This is a genomic window from Actinomadura sp. NPDC000929, assembly GCF_040492065.1.
GTDB classification, from domain to species: Bacteria; Actinomycetota; Actinomycetes; order Streptosporangiales; family Streptosporangiaceae; genus Spirillospora; species Spirillospora verrucosospora.
The window spans coordinates 35,181-52,228 of sequence record NZ_JBEUPA010000016.1 but is presented as its reverse complement, the minus strand read 5'-3'; the positions used below and the strand labels follow the sequence as shown (position 1 = coordinate 52,228).

The window sequence follows — 17,048 nt, the reverse complement described above, 5'->3', positions numbered from 1 at the left end:
TCCTTTCTGGCCGTGTGGACCGCTTACCAACGGGTAAACGCTGCTGATAAGAGAATCACACTCCCGGTCAGGAGGAATCGATCATGGCTGGGACCATGCGAGTTCCGCGCACCCGAGGCGTCCTCAGCGGCATCCTGCTGATCCTGCTGGGGCTGTGGGGCGCGCTGCTGCCCCTCGTCGGCCCCTACTTCCACTTCGGATTCACGCCGGACGACACCTGGGTCTACACCGCCGACCGCCTTCAGCTCAGCATCGCCCCCGGAGCCGCCACGGTTCTGGGCGGGCTGATCCTGCTGTTCAGCGCCAACCGCGCCGTCGGGATGTTCGGCGGCTGGCTGGCCGCTCTCGCCGGCGCCTGGTTCGCCGTCGGGCCGACCCTCGCCACGCTGTGGAACGTCCCGGGCGTCGGCGCCCCCCTCGGCGCGAGCGAGGGGCGGCGCGTCGCCGAGCAGCTCGCCGGCTTCACCGGCCTCGGCGTCGTGATCGTGTTCCTCGCCGCGCTCGCGCTCGGCAGGTTCGCGGTGGTCGGCGTCCGCGAGCGGCGGCTGGAGGAGCCCGAACAACCGCCCGGGTCCAACACCACCCAACCGCTCGTGTACGGGCGCTACGCGCGGGAGAACCAGCCCGGCCAGGCCCAGCCGCCCACCGGCGACCAGCACGTCGCGGGCGACACGCGCTGGGAACGCTAGCGGCCCCGGCCGCGCATGTTGCGGACCGACTTGGTGGTCTCGTAGCTGCCGCGCTCGTCGTCGAGCCGCACATCGTCGCGGTCGGTGAACATGGCGACGAAGGCGACCAGCAGGCCGACGCCGCCGATCCAGGGCTCCCGCCATGCGAAGCTGAGCGCCACGCAGGCGACGGCGACGGCGATGAGCAGCAAGAGCTTCACGTCACACCCCTCGACCGCGTCCCGGCGCCGGGGAGACCCGGCCGCCCGGACGTGCGAACGCGTCCGTCGCGGGACCAGCGAGTAATGGAAGACTTACTCGCCCCGCAGGTGCATCCTGCCACGAGGCGGCCCGGCGGGGGAAGCTCCCCGGCGGGCCGCGCGTGACATTTCGGCTACTTCTTGCCCTTGCCGCGCTTCTCGCGGATCTTCATCGTGATGTCGAGGGGCGTCCCGTCGAACCCGAACTCCTCCCGCAGCCGCCGCTCGATGAACCGCCGGTAGCCCTCCTCGAGGAAGCCCGACGTGAACAGCACGAACCGCGGCGGCCGCACCCCCGCCTGCGTAGCGAACAGCACGCGCGGCTGCTTGCCGCCCCGCACCGGGTGCGGATGCGAGTTCACCAGGTCGGCGAAGAACTGGTTCAGCTTGGACGTCGGGACGCGGGTGCCCCAGCCCTCCAGCGCCGTCTCGATGGCCGGCACCAGCTTCTCCATGTGCCGCCCGGTCTTGGCGGAGATGTTCGCCCGCGGCGCCCACCGCGCGGTGTGCAGCTGCCGGTCGATCTCGCGTTCGAGGTAGTGGCGGCGCTCCTCGTCGAGCAGGTCCCACTTGTTGTAGGCGATGACCAGCGACCGGCCCGACTCGATCACCATGGAGATGATCCGCAGGTCCTGCTCGGCGAGCGGCTGGTCGGCGTCCACCAGCACGACCGCGACCTCGGCGCGCTCCAGCGCCGACCGCGTCCGCAGCGTCGCGTAGAAGTCGGCGCCCTGGTTCTCGCGGTGCCGGCGCCGGATCCCGGCGGTGTCGATGAACCGCCACGTCTTGCCGCCCAGCTCGATCAGCTCGTCGACCGGGTCGCGGGTCGTGCCCGCCACCGAGTCCACGACGGCGCGGTTCTCCCCCGCCAGCTTGTTCAGCAGGCTCGACTTGCCGACGTTCGGGCGGCCGAGCAGCGCGACGCGGCGCGGCCCGCCGGCCTCGCCGAACGTCTCCGCCGGGGGCTCCTCGGGCAGCGCGTCCAGCACCGCGTCGAGCAGGTCGCCGCTGCCGCGCCCGTGCAGGGCGCTGACCGGGTGCGGCTCGCCGATGCCGAGCGACCACAGCAGCGCCGCGTCGGACTCGGCGCCCACGTCGTCGACCTTGTTGGCGACCAGCACCACCGGCTTGCCGGACCGGCGCAGGATCTCCACCACGGCCTCGTCCACGTCCGTGGCGCCCACGGTCGCGTCCACCACGAACATCACCACGTCGGCCAGCTCGACCGCCAGCCGCGCCTGCTCGGCGATCGCCGCCGCCAGGCCGGAGGAGTCCGGCAGCCAGCCGCCGGTGTCGACGACGGTGAACCGGCGCCCGCTCCACGCCGCGTCGTAGGCGACCCGGTCGCGGGTCACGCCCGGGACGTCCTCCACGACGGCCTCACGCCGGCCGATGATCCGGTTGACCAGGGTGGACTTGCCGACGTTCGGCCGCCCCACCACGGCCACGACCGGCGCCGGGCCCGCGTCCTGGTCGACGTCCTCGACGGCGTCCTCGACGGCGTCCACCGTTTCGATCTCGAAATCGCTCACTGTCACATTCCCCGGCGGGAGCCGTCAGGCCGCCCGCTCACTCATGCTCTTTGGCGAGGCGGACGACCGCCTCGATGACCTCGTCCAGGCTCAGCCCGGTCGAGTCGATCTCGTGCGCGCCCGCCGCCTTGGCCAGCGGCGAGGCCTTGCGCGTCGAGTCCAGCCGGTCCCGCCGCTCCTGCTCGGCCTGCGTGACCGTCACCGACGCGCCCGGGTCGGCGGCCAGGTCCTTCGCGCGGCGCGCCGCGCGGACCTCGGCGCTCGCCGTCAGGAACACCTTGACCGGGGCCTCCGGCGCGACGGCCGTCCCGATGTCGCGCCCCTCCACCACGATCCCGCCGGCTCCGATGATCTCGCGCTGGAGCTCCACGAGCCGGGCGCGCACCGCCGGGACGGAGCTGACGGCGCTGACCGCGTTCGTCACCGCGCGGGTGCGGATCGGGCCGGACACGTCCGTCCCGTCCACCGTGATCGTCGGCGCCGCCGGGTCGGTGCCGGACTCGATCACCGGGTCCTGCGCGCGGGCCGCGACCGCGGCGCCGTCCTCGACCGGCACGCCGTTCTCCAGCATCCACCACGTCATGGCGCGGTACATGGCGCCCGTGTCCAGGTAGCGCAGCCCGAGCGCCCGGGCGACGCCCTTGGACGCGCTGGACTTCCCCGACCCGGACGGACCGTCCATGGCGATGACGAGCGGCACGATCGCTCCTTCTCTGTCGTCGTGAAGCGGGCGGCGCTCGTCGCCGCGCCGGCGTGCGGAAGCCCCCGGAGCAAGTCTTCGGCGCCCCAGGTTACCGGCCTCCCGGCACCACTGCGGCCTAGCCGGGCACCGACCAGCCGCGGGCGCGCAGTTCCTCCGCCAGCCGCTCGGCCGCCGCCGGGACGACCGACAGCTCCAGCACGCCGAGCGGGCGGCCCGGGGAGTGCTCGATGGTCACGTCCTCGATGTTGACCCCCGCGATCCCCGCCGCCTGGAAGATCATCGCCAGCTCGCCCGGCCGGTCGGGGATGACCACCTGCACCGTCGCGTAGGCGGGCTGGTCGCCGCCGTGCTTGCCGGGGATGCGGGACCGGCCCGCGTTCCCGCGCAGCAGCAGGTCGGCGACGTGCGTCGCGGCCTCCTCGCTGCCGTCGCGCAGCAGCGACGCCGCCACCGCGAGATCGGTGGCGACGGCCTCCAGCACGTCGGCGACGGGCGCCGAGTTGGCCGACAGGATGCCGATCCACAGCCGGGGATCGCTCGCCGCGATCCGGGTGACGTCGCGCACGCCCTGCCCGGACAGGCCGAGCGCCACGTCGTCGGCGCCGGTCAGGCGGGCGGCGACCGCCGCCGACACCACGTGCGGGGCGTGCGAGACCAGCGCGACGGCCCGGTCGTGCTCGGCGGCGTCCACCTGGACCGGCATCGCGCCGCACGCCTGCGCCAGGCCCGTCACGACCTCGACCGTCTCCGGCGTCGCCTCCGGGGGCGCGCACAGCGCCCACGGGCGGCCGAGGAACAGGTCGGGCCGCGCCGCGCTCGGCCCGGACCGCTCGCTCCCGGCCAGGGGGTGGCCCGCCACGAACGTGGTCAGGTCGCAGCCGAGCTCGGCCGCCTGGGCCAGCGGCAGCGCCTTCACGCTGGCCACGTCGGTGTAGGCGGTCGCCAGGCCGCGCTTCTGCGCGTCCAGCAGCGTCACCGCCACCGCCGCCGGCGGCACCGCGAGCACCGCCAGGTCGGCGGGCTCCCCCCGCGCCCCGTCCGGCAGCGCCTCGCCCGCGCCCAGCTCCACGGCCAGGGCCAGCGCCGCCGGGTCCCGGTCGGTCAGCAGCACCTCGGAGCCGCGCTCCCGCATCGCCAGGGCGATCGACGTCCCGATCAGGCCCGTCCCGACCACGACGATCCGCCGCGCCACCACGTCCTCGCTCACGTCGGAAACCCTACTGTGCGATGTCCAGCCGGAGCGCCGTGGCGCCGCGCAGGTACACGTGCTGGACGTCGGAGCGGGGACGGTCCGTCGCGATGTGCGCCATCAGCCGGATGACCCGCGGCAGCGCGCCGGGGACGCCGATCTCGGTGGCGCACAGCAGCGGCACCTCGTGGAACCCGAGCTTGCGGGCGGCGAGCGCCGGGAACTCGGCCGTCAGGTCCGGCGTCACCGTGAAGATGACGCTGATGACGTCGTCGGTGGTCAGCCCGTTGCGGGCCATCACCTCCGAGACGAGCTCGGTCGTCGCCTCCAGGATCTGGTCCCGGTCGTCGGCGTCGATCTGCGTCGCGCCGCGGACCGCGCGTACCGTCACAGTCGTTTCCCCTCGTCGTGTCCGGTGTCGTCGTGTGTCCGGTGTCGTCGTCGTGTCCGGTGCCTCTACAGGCCCACGGCCTTGTACAGCTCGCCGATCTCCTGGACGGTGAGCGCCCGCATCCCGCCCGGCTTCAGCTGGCCCAGCTTGATCGGCCCGAACTCGACGCGGGCGAGCTGCTGGACGGGGAAGCCGACCTCCTTCAGCAGCCGCCGGACGATGTGCTTGCGCCCCTCGTGCAGGGTGATCTCGACCAGCACGCGCCGGCCGACCTGGTCGAAGATGCGGAACTTGTCGGCCTTGGCGGGGCCGTCGTCCAGGGTGACTCCGGCCCTGAGCCGCTTGCCGAGGTCGCGCGGGATCGGACCGTGGATCTCCGCCAGATAGGTCTTGAACACCCCGTAGGACGGGTGGGTCAGCCGGTGCGACAGCTCACCGTCGTTGGTGAGCAGGATCAGGCCCTCGGTGTCGGTGTCCAGCCGCCCCACGTGGAACAGCCGCTCGGGCACCTCCACGTAGTCGGCCAGGGACTTGCGGCCCCGCTCGTCCGCCATGGTCGACACCACGCCGCGCGGCTTGTTGATGGCGTAATAGCGCATCTCGGACCTGGTCTCGACCCGCTTGCCGTCCACATGGATGACGGCGCTCCGCGGGTCGACGCGCTCACCGAAGCGGAACACCTTGTGCCCGTTGACGGTGACGCGGCCCTCGCCGATCAGCTCCTCGCAGTGGCGGCGGCTGCCGATCCCGGCCTCGGCCAGGACCTTCTGCAGGCGTACGCCCTCGTTCTCGCTCACGCGTCCTCAACTATCTCTTCTGGAAGGTCATCGGGAAGGTAGGGGGCGAGCTCGGGAAGCTCGTCGAGATCGCGCAGCCCCAGCCGCTCCAGGAAGTACCCGGTGGTCCGGTAGAGGTGGGCCTGCGACTCCGGGTCCTGCCCGGCGTCCTCGATCAGGCCGCGCAGGGTCAGCGTCCGCATGACGCCGTCGCTGTTGACGCCGCGGATCGCCGACACGCGGGCCCGGCTCACCGGCTGCCGGTAGGCGACGACGGCGAGCGTCTCAAGTGCGGCCTGGGTGAGCCGCGCCTGCTGCCCGTCGGTGACGAACCGCTCCACCACCGGGGCGCAGACGTCCCGGGTGTAGAACCGCCAGCCGCCGGCGACCTCCCTGAGATCGAACCCCCGGCCCTGCTCGGTGTATTCCGCGGCCAGCTCCCGCAGCGTCGCGGCGACCTCGCCGCGGGGCCGCTCCAGCAGCTGCGCGAGCGTCATCTCGGTGACCGGCTCGTCCACCACGAGCAGGATCGCCTCGATCGAGGCGCGCAGCCCCGGAAGCTCCGGCGCGTCCGCGCCGGGTTCCTCACTCATCGTCTTCCTCGTCCTTCCGGCTCTTCTCGTCGGGTCCGGCGGCGTCCCCGGCGGCGCCCTCCGCGGGGTCCTTCTTCGCGGCGCCCTCGTAGTCGTCGCCGACCTCGACGTCGCCGTCGTCGGTTCCGGTCCAGGTGACGTGGAGCTCGCCGAGGGGCTCGTCCTGCTCGAACGTGACCGCCTGCTCCCGGTACAGCTCCAGCAGGGCCAGGAACCGGGCGACCACCTCGTAGGTGCCCTCGGCGTCGGCCGCCAGGACGCGGAAGGTGGTCCGGCGCAGCCGGCGGAGCAGCTCCACGACGATCGCGGCCTGCTCCTTGACGCTGGCCTTCGGCTGGTACATGTGCTCGACCGAGACCGACGGCGGCGTCTTCGGGGCGAGCGCCTTGGCGGCGAGCCGCGCGAACTCCTGCGGGCCGAGGCCGAGCAGCACCTCCGGCAGGAGGTTGGCGAACTTCGGCTCCATCGGGACCAGGCGCGGGAACCGGCGGCTCGCGTCGGCGACGCGCGCCGCGATCACCCGCGCGACCTCCTTGTACGCCCGGTACTGCAGCAGCCGCGCGAACAGCAGGTCGCGGGCCTCCAGCAGCGCCAGGTCCTCCTCGTCGTCGACCTCGCCGGACGGCAGCAGCCGGGCGGCCTTGAGGTCCAGCAGGGTCGCGGCGACCAGCAGGAAGTGGCTGGCCTGGTCGAGGTCCCACTCCGCGCCGTGCGAGCGGATGTGGGCGATGAAGTCGTCGGTGACCTTGTGCAGCGACACCTCGGTGATGTCGAGCTTGTGCTTGGAGATCAGGCCGAGCAGCAGGTCGAAGGGGCCCTCGAAGTTGTCCAGGCGGACGCGGAACCCCTGCTCCTCGTCGGTCTCGCGCCCCGGCTCGGGCGACGTCGCGTCCACGTCGCTCACGGTAGCGGAGAGCTCCTCGTGCCCTGTGCTCACCGGCCCCATCGTCCCATGCCCCGGCGCGCGCTCGCACCAGCCGCGATCACCGGCGGTGACGCCGCCGCGGGCGGGCGCTACCGCCCCGTCATCCGCCGGACGAGGCCTTCCGCGTAGGCGCGGGTGAAGGTGGCGGCGGGTCCGTTGATCTCCACTTCGCCGCCGGTGATGGCCTGCATCACCTGCGCGGGCTCCGACACGAGGGCCCCGCCGACGAGCATCGCCATCCGCCCGCCGGGCTCCCGGGCGGCGAAGGCCGCGGCGGCCCCGCGGGTCAGTTCGGCGAAGCGGGGCGCGTCCGCCGAGGTCAGCGTCAGCGCGACGGACCATCCGGGGCTGCCGCGCGCCGGGTCGGGCGGGACGGCCTCGACCTTTTCCAGCCGGCGCACCGCCAAGGCGTCCGGACCCAGCGTGTAGCACTCGGAGGCGCCCGTGACGGTGACGGCGCCGCCCGCGCACGGCGGGGCGGACACGCTCGCCACGAGCTGGAACGTCAACGGCACGCGCAGGTCGACCGGGCCGGACGAGGCGGCGGCCGAGGAGCCGCCGTCCTCGCGCAGGACCAGATAGGCCCCGAGGCCGCAGACCGCGACCAGCACCACGGCGGTCACCGCGACCAGCACGATGACCAGCGGGCCCCGCCCCCGGGTCGGCGAGGGCGGCGGGAGGGCGCCGGGCGGCGGGCCGTACGGCGCGGGCGGGGGGTGGCCCATGGTGCGCTCCCTCGGGATCAGCGGCGGCCGGGCGGCCTCACTCGAACTCGGCCCACCGGATGAGGACCTCGCGGGCGAGGCTGCGGTAGGCGTTCGCGCCCATCGAGCTGGGGTCGAAGAAAGTGATCGGCTCCCCCGCGACGGTCGCGTCGGGGAACCGCACCGTACGGTTGATCACGGTGTGGAACACCTTGTCGCCGAACGCCTCGACGATGCGCCCGAGGACCTCCCGGGTGTGCAGCGTCCGCGAGTCGTACATGGTGCCGAGGACGCCGTCGATGACCAGGCCCGGGTTGATCCGGCCCTGCACCTTCTCGATCGTCTCCATCAGCAGCGCGACGCCGCGCATCGCGAAGTACTCGCACTCCAGCGGGATCAGCACGCCCTCGCTGGCGGCCAGCGCGTTCACGGTGAGCAGGCCGAGCGAGGGCTGGCAGTCGATGAGGATGTAGTCGTAGTGGTCGACCGCCGACTTCAGCGCGCCCTGCAGGATGTACTCGCGGCCGACCTCGTGGACGAGCTGGACCTCGGCGCCGGACAGGTCGATGTTGCTCGGCAGCAGGTCCATCCCGTCGACGCCGGTCTCGATGACGACGTCCTCCCACTCGGTGTCGCGTTCGAGCAGCAGGTTGTGGATCGTCACCTCGAGCTGGCGGGGGTCGCCCTTGCCGAGGCCCACCGACAGGGCGCCCTGCGGGTCGAAGTCGACGAGCAGGACGCGGCGGCCGTACTCGGCGAGCGCGGCGCCCAGGTTGATCGTCGTGGTGGTCTTGCCGACGCCGCCCTTCTGGTTGCACACGGCCACGATCCGCGCGGGCCCGTGCTCGGCCAGCGGCTCCGGCTCCGGGAACACCGGCACGGGTCGCTGAGTGGGCCCGAGGGCGCGACTCGGGTCGGTCTCTATGGTGGCGGAGGAGAGGACTCCATCCGCACTGTTAGTGCTGGTCACCAGATCCCTCCCCGGCGGCCTGGAAATGCCATCCAGAACGGGGACTCTAGGCCCGTCCACCCCGTCGCTCAAGCCGACGCGCAACGAACGTCGCGATTTGTCGATGTGCCGGATGGCCCGATTCGTCCCTTAGTGCCTGTCCGCCGCGCCCGCGGAGCGGGTCAGTTCCGCGCCCTCGGGTGCGAGGTCGCGTACACCTCGCGCAGCAGCTGGACGGTGACGAGAGTGTAGACCTGCGTGGTGGTGACCGAGGCGTGCCCCAGCAGTTCCTGGACGACGCGGACGTCGGCCCCGCCGTCCAGCAGGTGCGTGGCGAACGAGTGCCGCAGCGTGTGCGGGGACACCTCCGACAGCTGCGCCCGGTCGGCGGCGGCGCGCAGCACCATCCAGGCGCCCTGCCGCGACAGCCGTCCGCCGCGCGCGTTCAGGAACAGCGCCGGGCCGCCCCGCCCGGCCCCGGCCAGCTCGGGGCGGGCCCGCACCAGGTAGGCGTCCACGGCCTCGCGGGCGTAGTCGCCGATGGGCACGACCCGCGCCTTGCCGCCCTTGCCGGCCACGCGGGCGAACCCGTCCCGCAGGTCGAGGTCGTCGACGTCCAGGCCGACGGCCTCGGAGATGCGCGCGCCCGACCCGTAGAGCAGCTCCAGCAGCGCCCGGTCGCGCAGGCCGCGCGCGGTGCCGGGGTCGCCGGACGGGCCGGCCGCCGCCGCCAGCAGGCGCTCGACGTCCTCCAGCGAGATCGCCTTCGGCAGCCGGCGCGGCGGCGTGGGCGGCTTGACGTCATGGGCGGGGTCGCCGGCGGCGAGCCCCTCGCGCAGCGCGAACCGGTGCAGCCCCCGGACCGCCACCAGCGCCCGCGCCGCCGAGCCCGCCGACAGCGGCGGATGCTCCCCGTCGCCCTCGCGCAGCCCCGCCAGGAACGCGCGGACGTCCTCCTCCGCGATCTCCCCGACGGCCTCCCGGCCCCGCCCCGCCTGCACCTGCGCGTAGCGGCGCAGGTCGCGGCGGTAGGAGCTGAGCGTGTTGGCGGCGAGACCGCGCTCGACGGCCAGGTGCCCCAGGTAGGCGCGCACGGCCGAATCGAGCGCGGACCCAGCGCCGGCGTCGCGTTCGGGGCGCCGCGCGGTGCTCCGGGAGGACGGGCTCGGGGACAGGACGGCACCTCTTCCGGCCGTGGGCTCCGGGGACCCGCCCATCATGCCCCCTCCGGCGACCGGAGGGGGACCTCATCCGGCTCAGTCCTCCGGCGCGTCGACGGGGCGCAGGTCCGCGAAACCCGAGTCGCGTGCGGCGCGCACCGCGAGGACCCCCATGCACGCGATCATGTTGTGCAGCTCACCGGCGAACACCTTGCGGACCGCCTCCTCCAGCGGCACCCACACGACCGGCATGTCGGCCTCCTCGTGGACGCGCTCGAAGTCGATCTCGTCGGCCGGGACCTCGGTGAGACCGCGCGCAAGGAAGATCCGGATGCGCTCGTCGGCCATGCCGGGCGACGGGAAGACGTCGATCAGGGTGTCCCAGCGCTCGGCGCGGTACCCGGCCTCCTCCAGCAGCTCCCGCTCGGCGAGCTTGTGCAGGGGCTCGCCCTCCACGTCCCGGAGCCCGGCGGGCGCCTCCCACAACTGCCGCGCCACCGGGTGCCGGTACTGCCGCAGCAGCAGCACCCGGTCGCGGTCGTCGACGGCGATGACGCCGACCGAGCCGGTGTGCTCGATGACGTCCCGCGTCACGGCCTCGGTGCCCTCGCCGCGCGGCATCTCCACCCGGTCGCTGCGGACGCTGAAGACGCGCCCCCGGAAGGGCGTGGAGGACTCCACGACCTTCCAGCGGTCGGGACGGTCGCGGACGTCGCCCGGGCCCAGCTCCTCGCCGCCGCTCACGAGGCGTCCCCGTCCGCGCGGGCCTCGGCGTAACCGAGGGCGGCGGACACGAGGCCGGTGAACAGCGGATGCGGGCGGGTCGGACGGGACCGGAACTCCGGGTGCGCCTGGGTCCCGACGAAGAACGGGTGCTGCTCGCGGGGCAGCTCGACGTACTCCACCAGGCGGCCGTCGGGCGACAGGCCCGAGAACCGCAGCCCCGCCTGCTCCAGCCGCTCGCGGTAGGAGTTGTTGACCTCGTAGCGGTGCCGGTGCCGCTCGGACACCTTCGCCTCCCCGTACAGCTCCCGCACGACCGACCCGTCGGCCAGGTCGGCCGGGTAGAGGCCGAGCCGCATCGTGCCGCCCATGTCGCGCTCCCCCGCCACGACGTCGAGCTGGTCGGCCATGGTGGCGACGACGGGATGCGCGGTCGTGGCGTCGAACTCGGAGCTGCCGGCGTCGGCGAGCCCGCCGAGGGTCCGCGCCGCCTCGATGACCATGCACTGGAGCCCGAGGCAGATGCCGAGCAGCGGAACCCGGTTCTCGCGGGCGTGCCGGATGGCGCCGAGCTTGCCCTCGATGCCCCGGACGCCGAACCCGCCCGGGACCAGGACGCCGTCGACGCCGTCCAGCTCCCGCTTGGCGCCCTCAGGCGTCTCGCAGTCGTCGCTCTTCACCCAGCGGATGTGCACCTTGGCGTCGTTGCCGAACCCGCCGTGCCGCAGCGCCTCGGTGACCGACAGGTACGCGTCGGGCAGGTCGATGTACTTGCCGACCAGCGCGATCGTGACCTCGCGGGCGGGCTTGTGGACGCGGCGCAGCAGCTCGTCCCACGCGCCCCAGTCGACGTCGCGGAACGGCAGGTCCAGGCGGCGCACCACGTAGGCGTCCAGGCCCTCCGAGTGCAGCACCTTCGGGATGTCGTAGATGCTGGCGGCGTCCACCGCGGACACCACGGCCTCGCGGTCGACGTCGCACATCAGGCTGATCTTCTGCTTGAGCCCGTCGGTGATCGGCCGGTCCGACCGGCACACGATCGCGTCGGGCTGGATGCCGATGGAGCGCAGCGCGGCGACCGAGTGCTGCGTCGGCTTGGTCTTCAGCTCGCCGGACGGCCCGATGTAGGGCAGCAGCGACACGTGCAGGAAGAAGCAGTTCTCCCGGCCGATCTCGTGCCGGATCTGCCGCACCGACTCCAGGAACGGCAGCGACTCGATGTCGCCGACCGTCCCCCCGACCTCGGTGATGACGATGTCGACGTCGCCGTCGTCGGCCATCCCCCGGATCCGGTCCTTGATCTCGTTGGTGATGTGCGGGATCACCTGCACGGTGTCGCCGAGGTACTCCCCGCGCCGCTCCTTGGCGATCACGTTGGAGTACACCTGGCCGGTGGTGACGTTCGCCGACCCGTGCAGCTCCGTGTCGAGGAACCGCTCGTAGTGCCCGATGTCCAGATCGGTCTCGGCGCCGTCGTCGGTGACGAAGACCTCGCCGTGCTGGAACGGGTTCATCGTTCCGGGGTCGACGTTGAGGTAGGGGTCGAGCTTCTGCATGGTGACCCGGAGGCCGCGGAGGGCGAGAAGCCGCCCGAGGCTGGACGCCGTCAGACCCTTGCCGAGGCTTGAGGCGACACCGCCGGTGACGAAGAGATGCTTGGTAGGACGTGACCTACCAGTGGTAGCCGAAGGCAAGAAGGCGCTCCCGTGGTCGTTACGAGGCGGACGGTACCGCACTGTCCACGGGGTTCTAGCTTATTGCATTTCTCTCCTCCTTCGGCCCGGGGGGCCTCGTTCCTACTGCGCTTCTCTCCTCCTTCGGGCCTGGCGGCCCTCCATCGTCGATAAACGCGGCGATCGCTGGCATCGCTCCGGCTCGCCTGGCGGCTCGCTGCGCGATCAGGTTCTCGCTTCGCTCGAACCTGCCTTCGGACGCGATCGCCACCTTCCGGTCGTCGCGTGGTTGCGCCGCCACCTGATGTCAGCGCGACGGCCCCACCGGCCAGCGCGTCCGACGGCACCCCCAGCCACACAAGACTCGCAACCCCCGCGTGCGCGCGGCCGCCTCCCCCTTGTATGCCGCCGCAGCGGCAAGAACGCGGCCGTCGCGTCTGGTGGCGACCCCACGTCCGCTGAGACCCACCCGTCCAAGAGCGCGATCGCCTTCCGCTTGCGTGGCCGGCGCGGCGGACGGATCTCGACCGCCCTGTTCGGGGGCAACCTCCATCCGCTGGCGCCTCGTGACACCCATGGGCGCGCTGACGCCTCACCCGCTGGCAGGGCTGCCGCAGTGGCAGGAAGGCGGCCGTCGTGTCCGGGGCGCCCCCTTGTCCGCTGAGACCCTGCCTCGTCCGGGGGTGTGGGCCGTCCCTACAGGCGGGGGGTGGCGGCGGTGGGCATGATGGTGCGGAGCTGGCGGGTCAGTTCGTCGATCAGGGAGCGGGCCTGGTCGGCGGCCTGGCGGGCGGCGTCGCGTTCCTGGGAGAGCTCGGCGATCTGGGCGCGCTGCTCCGTGACGGCCTGCGCCAGCTGGTCGACCCACTGGTCGCGCTCGGCGAGCTTCTCGGCGACGGCGTCGCGCTCGGCGGCCAGCTGCCGCATCGCCGCGACGGTCTGGTCGCGCTCGCGCCCGGCCTGGTCGGCCCGGCCGCGGGCCAGGGTCAGCTCGGACTCGGCACGCGCCTGCGCCTGGACGGCCCCCTCCCGGGCACGCTCGGCCGCCTCGCGTGCCTTGGCGTTGCCGTCGCGCTCCCGCTCGGCCTTCTTGGCGGCCTCCAGAGACTGGGCGGCCGTGTCGAGGGCCTGCTGCCGCTCGCCCTCGGCGGCGTCGGCGCGTCCGGCCGCCTCCTGGGCGCGGCGCTCGGCGTCCTGCATCCGGCGCTCGGCGTCCTGCACGCGGCGTTCGGCGTCCTGCGCGCGGCGCTCGTTCTCCTGCGCGCGGCGCTCGGCGACCTCGGCGCGGCGCCGGGACTCGTCGGCCTCCTTGCCCGCCGCGACGACGGCATGCTGGAGGTTCTGCGCGGTCATCTCGGCGTCGGTGACCTTGGCGCGGAGCCCCGCCAGCTCGGCGTGCGCGGTCTCCAGCGCGCGGGACAGCTCCCCGGCCTGCTCGGCGACGCGGTCGCGCTCGGCCTCGGCGGAGCGGCGGCCGCCGACGGCGTCCTCGACGGCGCGCAGGGCGTCGTCGCGGGCCTCGCTCATGGCGTCGCGCTGCTGGATCGCCTGCCGGACGGTCGCCTCGGCCTCGGCGACGCGCCGCTCGGCCTGCTCGGCCTGCGCCTGGAACTGCTCCATCTGCGCGCGGGCCTGGTCGGCCTGCGCGCGGGCCTGGTCGGCCTGGACGCGCGCCTGCTCGGCCTGACCGCGGGCCTGGTCGGCCTGGACGCGGCCCTGCTGGGCCTGGTTCCAGGCAGCTGCAGCGTCGCGCTGGGCGTTCTCCTTCTCCGTCTGGAGCGCCGCGATCTGCGTGACGGCTTCGTTCTGCACCTCGGCCGCGCGGCGCTCGGCGTCGGCGACCTGGCGCTCGGCCTCCACGGCGCGCCGCTCCGCCTGCTCGGCCTGGCCGCGGGCGCGCTGCACCTCGCCCCAGGCGGCGGCCGCGTCGCGCTGCGCCGACTCCTTCTCCGCCTGGACGGCCGCGATCTGCGCCGCGGTCTCGGTCTGCGCCTCGTTGACCTTGCGCTCCCCGGCGGCGAGCGCGTCGCCGATGAGGTCGGCCATCTGGCGGAGCCGCTCGACGATGTCCCAGGGCTGGGCCTCGGCCTGCTCGACGTCGGGGCGCACGATCTCCCCCGTCTGCCCGTGCCGGCCCGCCTGGGCGGGCTGTCCGGGCTTGGCCATCTGGATGGGCTGCTGGGCGGACGGCAGCGACTGCTGCGCGCCGCCCGGGTCGCGTCCCATGGCGGGCCAGGGAGTCGCCGCGTCGGGGACTCCTCGGGAACCGCCGGATCCGTTCAGCTCGCTCACCGGTCTCCTCGCCTCCCGGACGGGAGCGGACCGACCGGCGGCACGCCGCTCGCCCTGCTCGCAGCGTTCCCGGCCCGACGGCTCGTCACTTCGCTCACGTGTCTCCTCGCCCGGCGGCGCACGGCCGCGTTCGCGGGGGTCGTTGTGCACATCTCGCTCGCTCCGCTGCCGGCCCTGTGGCTCCTCGCTTCGCTCACTAGGAGCACTCTAGTCCCGACCAGCGGAACGTTTGCCCAGTTTGGGGTTTGCCCTCTCCACGCCGGTCCGGCGTTCGCGCACGCAGGACGCCTGATCACCCTCCGCGCGACCCGTCCGGGAGGTGCCGTGGGTCACATCCGACCCCGGCGCCGGCCGGATGGAACAATCGCGCCCCATGGAGCTTCGCACGCTGTACCCGCCGATCGAGCCCTACGACTCCGGGCTGCTCGACGTCGGCGACGGAAACCGTATCTACTGGGAGGTCTGCGGGAACCCGGACGGCAAGCCCGCGGTGATGCTGCACGGCGGGCCCGGCGGGGGGTGCAGCCCCGCGCACCGCCGGCAGTTCGACCCGGAGGCGTACCGGATCGTCCTGTTCGACCAGCGCAACTGCGGCCGCAGCCTGCCGCACGCGAAGGACCCGGAGGTGTCGCTGGAGAGCAACACCACCTGGAACCTGGTCGCCGACATGGAGCGGCTCCGCGAGCACCTCGGCATCGAGCGCTGGCTGGTGTTCGGCGGGAGCTGGGGCAGCGCCCTGTCGCTGGCGTACGCGCAGACGCATCCCGACCGGGTGACCGAGCTGGTGCTGCGCGGCATCTTCACCCTGCGGCCGTTCGAGCTGTACTGGTTCTACCAGGAGGGCGCGTCGCTGATCTTCCCCGACCTGTGGGAGAAGTACGTCGAGCCGATCCCCGAGGACGAGCGCGAGGACCTCATCTCGGCGTTCCGCGAGCGGCTCGAGTCGCCGGACCCCGAGGTGCGGATCACCGCCGCCAAGGCGTGGGCGACGTGGGAAGGCTCGACGCTGACGCTGCGGCCGGACCCGGAGATGGCGGGCGGCTTCGGCGAGCCGGAGTACGCCGTCGCGTTCGCCCGCATCGAGAACCACTACTTCACCAACGAGGGCTTCCTCGAGGAGGACCAGCTGATCCGGGACGTGGACCGGATCCGCCACATCCCGGCCGTGATCGTGCAGGGCCGGTACGACATGTGCACGCCGGTCGCGACGGCGTGGGACCTGCACCGCGCGTGGCCCGAGGCGGACTTCCACATCGTCGACGACGCGGGGCACGCCTACAGCGAGCCCGGGATCCTGCACCACCTGATCGAGGCGACCGACCGCTTCGCCGGGAAGATGTGACACTTCGTCATCGCTTGATAACATCGCGTCATCGGACGTCGCGGGGCCGTCGTTGAATCGGTCTCGCCGACAACGAGCTTCCGTGTGTCCGTAACCGGGTCGGGGTCCGGTTTGCCCGTCCGGTCCCCGCCACCCGGAAGCGGACCAAAATCCCCATTTCCTAACTCGTTAGCAAGCACGGCCTTACCCTCCGGAGAGCGCACCTGCCCCCAGGGGTCAGTACAGACGGCCCCGTGGAGCGTTTCGGCCCACACCCGCCCCACCCCGCCCGGGCGCGGCGCGACCTCCCGCGATGCGGAGTGACGCCCGCCGCACCCGCCCCGTTGACACCCCATCTGTGTGACTTACCTCACACAACCGATACGAAAAAGCCCTCCCGACCCCGCGACGAAACGTTAAGGTCGCATTCAGGAAGCATGCCGGCAACATCTCCGGCGCACCCGGAAGTACCTCCTGCGTATCCCGGGGAAAAGCGGATCGCGGCCCGCGGCAAGACCGCCCAAATTGCACCCGAATCGGGAAAGCGTCTAACCATACCCAGTGGTGAGCGGGCTAAACATCTCGTCGATAACATCTATCTGCGATCACCGCGCGAGATTCGCTAAATTGCCTGGACATGGCAGCGCAACCCCTGGAATCACCGACCCGACGCCCCGGGAACAACGAGACGAACGCGGAAGTGCAACTCCAGGTGCCGAGCCTCGCCGATGGACCCGCGCTTTGGCGGCTCGCCCGGGACTCACGCGTCCTGGACGTCAACTCGCCGTACAGCTACGCGCTCTGGTGCCGCGATTTCGCGGACACTTCCGTCGTCGCGCGTGACGGCTCGGACCCGTGCGGCTTCATCACCGGTTACGTCCGCCCGTCCCGTCCGGACACCTTCTTCGTGTGGCAGGTCGCCGTCGACCACGACCACCGGGGACAGGGCCTCGCCCGCCGCATGCTCGACAGCCTGGCCGACCGCCTCGGCCCCCGCGGGCTGCGGTACATGGAGGCCACGGTCACGCCGGACAACGCCGCCTCCACCGCCATGTTCGAATCCTTCGCCAGGGCCCGCGGGTGCGAGCTCGCCCGCAGCCCGCTGTTCGCCGCGGAGCACTTCCCCGAGGGGGGACACGAGCCCGAGGTGCTCTTCAGGATCGGCCCGATCGCCGCCGCGAACTGACCT

Annotated in this window: 17 protein-coding genes; 3 read left to right on the top strand and 14 right to left on the bottom strand. The window is 72.9% G+C overall.

The genetic code is table 11. From position 1 onward, the window contains the following. Positions 1-83 precede the first annotated feature (83 nt). On the top strand, positions 84-689 hold the full coding sequence (locus ABWI04_RS09075) for a hypothetical protein (RefSeq protein ID WP_345175272.1): 606 nt from the start codon (positions 84-86) through the stop codon (positions 687-689). Here ABWI04_RS09075 and ABWI04_RS09070 read toward each other — a convergent pair. The 14 genes from ABWI04_RS09070 to ABWI04_RS09005 form a co-directional block, all read right to left on the bottom strand. Next, positions 686-889 carry a hypothetical protein gene (locus ABWI04_RS09070; RefSeq protein ID WP_345175273.1) on the bottom strand — a complete coding sequence of 68 codons (204 nt, stop codon included), beginning with the start codon at positions 887-889 and terminating at the stop codon, positions 686-688. The genes ABWI04_RS09075 and ABWI04_RS09070 overlap by 4 nt on opposite strands. Before the next feature lie 173 nt (positions 890-1,062). Next, positions 1,063-2,460 carry a ribosome biogenesis GTPase Der gene (gene der, locus ABWI04_RS09065; RefSeq protein WP_502913125.1) on the bottom strand — a complete coding sequence of 466 codons (1,398 nt, stop codon included), beginning with the start codon at positions 2,458-2,460 and terminating at the stop codon, positions 1,063-1,065. Positions 2,461-2,497: 37 nt separating this feature from the next. After that, on the bottom strand, positions 2,498-3,160 hold the full coding sequence (cmk, locus tag ABWI04_RS09060) for a (d)CMP kinase (RefSeq protein WP_345175277.1): 663 nt from the start codon (positions 3,158-3,160) through the stop codon (positions 2,498-2,500). A 118-nt stretch (positions 3,161-3,278) separates the two neighbouring features. After that, positions 3,279-4,370: a prephenate dehydrogenase gene (locus ABWI04_RS09055; RefSeq protein WP_353832064.1), complete on the bottom strand. Its 1,092-nt coding sequence runs from the start codon at positions 4,368-4,370 to the stop codon at positions 3,279-3,281. Positions 4,371-4,380: 10 nt separating this feature from the next. Continuing rightward, positions 4,381-4,743, bottom strand: a complete 363-nt coding sequence (gene aroH, locus ABWI04_RS09050) for a chorismate mutase (protein WP_345175280.1) — start codon at positions 4,741-4,743, stop codon at positions 4,381-4,383. Between the two features lie 65 nt (positions 4,744-4,808). Next, positions 4,809-5,540, bottom strand: coding sequence for a pseudouridine synthase (locus ABWI04_RS09045; protein WP_345175282.1), 732 nt, complete (start codon positions 5,538-5,540; stop codon positions 4,809-4,811). Continuing rightward, positions 5,537-6,112, bottom strand: a complete 576-nt coding sequence (gene scpB, locus ABWI04_RS09040) for an SMC-Scp complex subunit ScpB (RefSeq protein ID WP_345175285.1) — start codon at positions 6,110-6,112, stop codon at positions 5,537-5,539. Before scpB ends, ABWI04_RS09045 begins: the two co-directional genes overlap by 4 nt. Then, positions 6,105-7,058, bottom strand: coding sequence for a segregation and condensation protein A (locus ABWI04_RS09035; RefSeq protein WP_378189089.1), 954 nt, complete (start codon positions 7,056-7,058; stop codon positions 6,105-6,107). The genes scpB and ABWI04_RS09035 overlap by 8 nt, the downstream gene beginning before the upstream one ends. Before the next feature lie 68 nt (positions 7,059-7,126). After that, complete coding sequence (locus ABWI04_RS09030) at positions 7,127-7,762, bottom strand: SecDF P1 head subdomain-containing protein (RefSeq protein ID WP_353832063.1); 636 nt, start codon at positions 7,760-7,762, stop codon at positions 7,127-7,129. A 37-nt stretch (positions 7,763-7,799) separates the two neighbouring features. Then, positions 7,800-8,666, bottom strand: coding sequence for a ParA family protein (locus ABWI04_RS09025; RefSeq protein ID WP_345175615.1), 867 nt, complete (start codon positions 8,664-8,666; stop codon positions 7,800-7,802). A gap of 206 nt (positions 8,667-8,872) precedes the next feature. After that, positions 8,873-9,784, bottom strand: a complete 912-nt coding sequence (locus tag ABWI04_RS09020) for a site-specific tyrosine recombinase XerD (RefSeq protein WP_353832062.1) — start codon at positions 9,782-9,784, stop codon at positions 8,873-8,875. A 162-nt stretch (positions 9,785-9,946) separates the two neighbouring features. Continuing rightward, complete coding sequence (locus tag ABWI04_RS09015; RefSeq protein ID WP_345175292.1) at positions 9,947-10,594, bottom strand: NUDIX domain-containing protein; 648 nt, start codon at positions 10,592-10,594, stop codon at positions 9,947-9,949. Then, the gene (pyrG, locus tag ABWI04_RS09010; RefSeq protein WP_345175294.1) at positions 10,591-12,267 is read right to left on the bottom strand and encodes a CTP synthase; all 1,677 of its coding nucleotides are present in this window, start codon (positions 12,265-12,267) and stop codon (positions 10,591-10,593) included. Before pyrG ends, ABWI04_RS09015 begins: the two co-directional genes overlap by 4 nt. A gap of 675 nt (positions 12,268-12,942) precedes the next feature. Next, positions 12,943-14,538, bottom strand: a complete 1,596-nt coding sequence (locus ABWI04_RS09005; protein ID WP_353832061.1) for a coiled-coil domain-containing protein — start codon at positions 14,536-14,538, stop codon at positions 12,943-12,945. Between the two features lie 373 nt (positions 14,539-14,911). Here ABWI04_RS09005 and pip point away from each other — a divergent pair, with 373 nt between their 5' ends. After that, positions 14,912-15,880: a prolyl aminopeptidase gene (pip, locus tag ABWI04_RS09000; RefSeq protein ID WP_345175298.1), complete on the top strand. Its 969-nt coding sequence runs from the start codon at positions 14,912-14,914 to the stop codon at positions 15,878-15,880. 616 nt (positions 15,881-16,496) lie between these two features. Then, positions 16,497-17,045 (top strand): diaminobutyrate acetyltransferase, encoded by a 549-nt coding sequence (gene ectA / locus ABWI04_RS08995; protein WP_345175300.1) that lies wholly within the window; start codon positions 16,497-16,499, stop codon positions 17,043-17,045. Positions 17,046-17,048: the final 3 nt, after the last annotated feature.

Bases quoted from the DNA above. Each gene is read 5' to 3' on its own strand.
- scpB (WP_345175285.1), bottom strand. From the start codon at position 6,112: ATGAGTGAGGAACCCGGCGCGGACGCGCCGGAGCTTCCGGGGCTGCGC.
- pip (WP_345175298.1), top strand. From the start codon at position 14,912: ATGGAGCTTCGCACGCTGTACCCGCCGATCGAGCCCTACGACTCCGGG.
- ABWI04_RS09030 (WP_353832063.1), bottom strand. From the start codon at position 7,762: ATGGGCCACCCCCCGCCCGCGCCGTACGGCCCGCCGCCCGGCGCCCTC.
- ectA (WP_345175300.1), top strand. From the start codon at position 16,497: ATGGCAGCGCAACCCCTGGAATCACCGACCCGACGCCCCGGGAACAAC.
- ABWI04_RS09075 (WP_345175272.1), top strand. From the start codon at position 84: ATGGCTGGGACCATGCGAGTTCCGCGCACCCGAGGCGTCCTCAGCGGC.
- ABWI04_RS09035 (WP_378189089.1), bottom strand. From the start codon at position 7,058: ATGGGGCCGGTGAGCACAGGGCACGAGGAGCTCTCCGCTACCGTGAGC.